The 4,605-nt window shown below is 49.6% G+C and carries 4 protein-coding genes; 1 reads left to right on the top strand and 3 read right to left on the bottom strand.

Translation table 11 applies throughout. The features are described 5' to 3' along the window. A partial coding sequence (yvcK, locus tag AC6R1O_RS15825) for a uridine diphosphate-N-acetylglucosamine-binding protein YvcK (protein WP_500657359.1) occupies nt 1–682 on the top strand: 682 nt, incomplete at its 5' end. Here yvcK and luxU read toward each other — a convergent pair. The 3 genes from luxU to uvrB all read right to left on the bottom strand — a co-directional run. Further along, on the bottom strand, nt 668–1,012 hold the full coding sequence (luxU, locus tag AC6R1O_RS15820; RefSeq protein ID WP_500632941.1) for a quorum-sensing phosphorelay protein LuxU: 345 nt from the start codon (nt 1,010–1,012) through the stop codon (nt 668–670). The two genes, yvcK and luxU, sit on opposite strands and share 15 nt — an antisense overlap. Beyond that, entirely contained in the window at nt 1,012–2,391 is a 1,380-nt protein-coding gene (gene luxO, locus AC6R1O_RS15815) for a quorum-sensing sigma-54 dependent transcriptional regulator LuxO (protein ID WP_500632942.1), read from the bottom strand. The genes luxU and luxO overlap by 1 nt, the downstream gene beginning before the upstream one ends. A gap of 251 nt (nt 2,392–2,642) precedes the next feature. Beyond that, nucleotides 2,643–4,605, bottom strand: a 1,963-nt coding sequence (uvrB, locus tag AC6R1O_RS15810) for an excinuclease ABC subunit UvrB (protein WP_500657358.1), incomplete at its 5' end; no start/stop codon positions are given.

Below are 4,605 nucleotides of genomic sequence, written 5' to 3'. Positions count from 1 at the left end.
CGAACCCTCCATCAGCTCAATGATGTTCGAATATCGCTTCAAAGGCGCGGGAGAGCTCGATGGTCATAACCTTGGCAATCTTATGCTCACGGCACTGGATAACCTGTCCGTACGCCCACTGGAGGCGACCAATCTCATTCGCAATATGCTTAAAGTGGATGTCAATATCATCCCCATGTCAGAGCACCCCTCTGACTTGAAAGCCCTTGCACCTAACGGACGCTGGGTCACCGGTGAAACCAGTGTCGATGAAATGCCAGATAAGTTGATTCGTTTAGACTTAGAGCCTGAGGTACCGGCGACGAAAGAGGGCGTCCTCGCTATTGAACGGGCAGATGCAATCGTACTTGGCCCTGGCAGTTTTCTGACCAGCATTATGCCCCCGCTGCTGCTGCCTGAATTAAGCAAAGCCATCGCGCTCAATCGCAAAGCGACACTGGTTTTCGTCGAAAACTTATCCAAGGAGCATGGTCCTGCGGGGAAAATGTCCTTAAAGGAAAAGCTCGAATGGTGTGAACGCGCATGCCAAGGGCGTAGGATTGATGTGGTGCTCGGTGATACGCCTCACCCTGAGCTCAGCGAGTGGAACTGTGTGACGACGCCCCTTGCCTCACCCAATCGCGACTGGCGTCACGACCGAGTGAAATTGCAGCGCGCCATTGAACATTTAGTTGACCAATAACGAGTGGTAACTTTGCTTGGTCTCGTGCAACAGAGTAATCATGGCATGCTTTGATTGCTCTACGTCCAACTCCGCCCCGGTTTTGGCTTTGGTATCTATTTGCGTAGAGAGATGACACAGGGCATCGGCGCCAAAACTGGCGGCGCTACTTTTCAACGCGTGGCTGATCTCTTTAAGGTACTCTAACACGTCCGTTGCACCGTCATCGGAGAGATGCTCAATGTAACTGCTCAGTTCCCCTAAAAAGATGTCTAATAGCACGGGGACGTTCTCTTGGCCGATTTCATCGGCCAACTTATCGACTTTAGCCTGATTCAAAACAGGTTCCATTAGCTTTCCTTAGCGTTCCACGCTTGTAATTTTCGATAGAGCGTTGACGGGCTGACATCCAAATACCCTGCGGCTTTCGGGATATTGCCATCACATGCGGCGATCGCCTGCTCAATGGCGTTTTTCTCAGTCAACCATAACGGAAAAATCTCATGCACTGAAATCGTCTCCGGTTGCGGTAAAGAGACTCGGATTTCATTGGTCGCCGGTTGGTTTAGCGGCGGCGGCAACATGTCTAAGGTGATCTCGCGGCCATTATTAAGCACAACGACGTTCCGTAACACGTTTTGCAGCTGACGCACATTGCCCGGCCACTCATAACGTTTAAAACGTTCGACCACATCCGGTGCCAGACGAACAAAGTCTTTCCCTTCTTCATTGGACATGAAACCCAGCAGCGAGTAGGCAATCTCTATAATATCTTCGCCACGCTCACGCAGTGGCGGGAGATGCAATGGGATCACATACAGGCGATAGTACAAATCTTCCCGAAAACGCCCCTCTTCCACTTCTTTCCAAGGGTCGCGGTTAGTTGCACACACAAAACGCACGTCCACGCTTTTCATTTTAGACGACCCGACTTTCTGGAAAGTACCGGTCTGGATAAAACGCAGCAATTTGGTTTGCAAGTCTAGATCCATCTCGCACAGCTCGTCCAAAAAGAGTGTTCCTCCATCGGCCAGCTCTGCGGCGCCCTGCCTGTCGGTTGATGCGCCCGTAAACGCCCCTTTCACGTGGCCAAACAGCTCACTCTCAATCAAATCCTTAGGAATCGCCGCACAGTTGATCGCAATAAAGGGCTTATCGCCACGTTTACTGGTGGCATGAATAGCCTCGGCGCACACTTCTTTACCTGTGCCACTCTCACCAGTGATAAAAATACTCGCTTTACTGGTTGCGGCAGAGTCTATGGTGCGATAGACAGCTTGCATGGTTTGGCTACTGCCGATGAACCCTTGATAACTCTGATTTCCCGGGTTATCGGCTTCGTTTTTCAACTTAGTGGCTTTACGAATCGCGTTGTTCACGGTTACGCGCAGGCGATCAGCTTCACACGGCTTAATCATAAAGTCTTGTGCGCCAAGACGCATCGCTTCTACCGCGCTATCAATCGAGCCGTGGGCAGTCATAAAGATAACAGGGACATCCGGAACTTTCGCTTTCACCGCGGTTAATACGTCCATCCCCGTCATATCGGGAAGTCTTAAGTCGAGTAGGATGAGATCCGGTGTGCGAAAATTGAGGCTCTCAATCGCATCACGCCCAGTGCCGACGATATTGATGTCTATCCCCAGCGGCGTGAGATACGAGCGATAGAGCGCCGCAACGGACGCCGTATCTTCTACCATGAGTAGGTATTTGGATTTTTGAGTATTCATTGCCTAGCCGTCTATTTTTATTTTGCATTCGACTAAATGATTGCATTGCGCATTGCATTTTGCAAATTTATCACCTAAAAAGCACGTAATTGAATGAAAATCACGCTTTAAAAGTTGGCACGCTAGATGCAATAAATACTGTGACCCTCATGGGTCACCTAGCCAACTGACGTTGTTAGTGAACAAAGTATTCACAAGAATAGCCAATAGAACTGATTTCTGTTGGCTTTTTTTTGTCTTGTGATCTGGGATTAGCTGTTGGCAATAAATTGCTGCCTCAGCTTGTCAATTTGGTCACGCTTCTCAGCAGCAAGCTCAAATTCCAACTCTTGCGCATGACGATACATTTGCGCTTCGAGCTGACTGATCGCTTTCTCTAACTCTTGTGGGCTCATATTGCCATAGGATTGAGACAACTCGGCGACTTTGGACAAAGGCACGGCGTTTTGATTCTTCTGACGCTTCGACTTCGTGATATCACCTAGCTCCATAATATCTTTGATATTACGTTTTAATGCTTGTGGCTCCATGCCCATTTTCTCGTTGTAAGCTTGCTGTTTCTCGCGACGTCGATTCGTTTCGTCCATCGCTTTCTTCATCGACTTGGTGATGGTGTCCGCGTACAGAATCGCTCGACCCTCAATGTTTCGCGCCGCGCGGCCTATGGTCTGAATCAAGGAACGCTCTGAACGCAAGAAGCCTTCTTTATCGGCGTCTAAAATCGCTACGAGAGAGACCTCCGGCATATCGAGCCCTTCTCGCAAAAGGTTAATACCCACTAGGACGTCAAACTCGCCAAGTCTCAGATCGCGAATGATCTCGACCCGCTCCACCGTATCGATGTCTGAGTGTAAATAACGCACTTTAACGTCATGCTCGGTCAAGTACTCAGTGAGATCCTCCGCCATTCGCTTGGTCAGCGTCGTGACTAACACACGTTCATCTTTCGCCGCTCGAATACGAATTTCTGACAGTAAATCATCCACCTGAGTCGCCACGGGGCGCACTTCAAGTTGTGGGTCAAGCAAACCCGTCGGCCTAACGACCTGATCGGCGATCTCCCCATCCGATTTCTCTAGCTCATAATTACCTGGCGTCGCTGAAACAAAAATGGTTTGCGGTGCCAATGATTCAAACTCTTCAAACTTCAACGGACGATTATCGAGCGCCGAAGGCAGACGAAAACCAAACTCCACTAAGGTCTCTTTTCGTGAGCGATCCCCTTTGAACATCGCGCCGATTTGCGGAACTGTAACGTGCGATTCATCAATCACCAACAAGCCATCGTGCGGTAGATAGTCAAACAAGGTCGGCGGCGGCTCTCCCTCATTTCGACCACTGAGGTAGCGGGAGTAGTTTTCAATCCCCGAGCAAAAACCCAACTCGTTCATCATCTCTATATCAAACTGAGTACGCTGGGAGATCCTCTGCTCTTCAAGCAATTTGTTGTTTTCCAGCAACGTTTTTTTACGCCCTTCCAACTCTACCTTGATTTTTTCTATCGCATCTAAAATACGATCTCGAGGGGTAACGTAGTGCGTTTTGGGATAAATGGTAAATCGCGGTAGGTCTCGCTGTTTCACCACACCCGTGAGCGGGTCAAACACGCTGATGCAATCTATCTCATCATCAAACATCTCAATCCGTACCGCATCTTGATCCGATTCAGCCGGGAAGATGTCGATCACCTCTCCACGCACTCGAAATTGGCCGCGCTCGAACGCAACGTCGTTGCGGCTGTATTGCAATTCGGCCAAACGACGTAGGATGTCACGTTGGTCCATCACATCGCCGCGACGGATGTGCAACATCATTTGCAAATAGGATTCAGGATCGCCCAAACCATAGATCGCAGACACCGACGCGACGATGATGGCATCTTTACGCTCAAGTAGCGCTTTGGTGGCCGACAGGCGCATTTGCTCTATGTGCGAGTTAACCGAGGCGTCCTTTTCAATAAAGGTGTCGGTGGTAGGTACGTAGGCTTCAGGCTGATAGTAGTCGTAGTAAGAGACGAAATACTCAACAGCATTATTAGGGAAAAACGACTTCATCTCTCCGTACAGCTGCGCAGCCAGTGTTTTATTCGGTGCAAGTAGAATGGCTGGCCTTTGTGCTTGAGCAATCACATTAGCCAGTGTGAACGTCTTGCCAGAGCCCGTAACACCGAGCAGTGTTTGATGGGCAAGCCCTGCATCAAGGCCCTCGAGTAAC

The organism is Vibrio sp. R11-SG3-ISO3-SZ (assembly GCF_059834345.1).
The sequence above is the reverse complement of the archived record's forward strand: the minus strand, read 5'-3'. Positions and strand labels throughout refer to the sequence as shown.

Excerpts from the sequence above, each read along its gene's own strand:
- luxO (WP_500632942.1), bottom strand. The coding sequence starts at position 2,391 with ATGAATACTCAAAAATCCAAATACCTACTCATGGTAGAAGATACGGCG.
- luxU (WP_500632941.1), bottom strand. The coding sequence starts at position 1,012 with ATGGAACCTGTTTTGAATCAGGCTAAAGTCGATAAGTTGGCCGATGAA.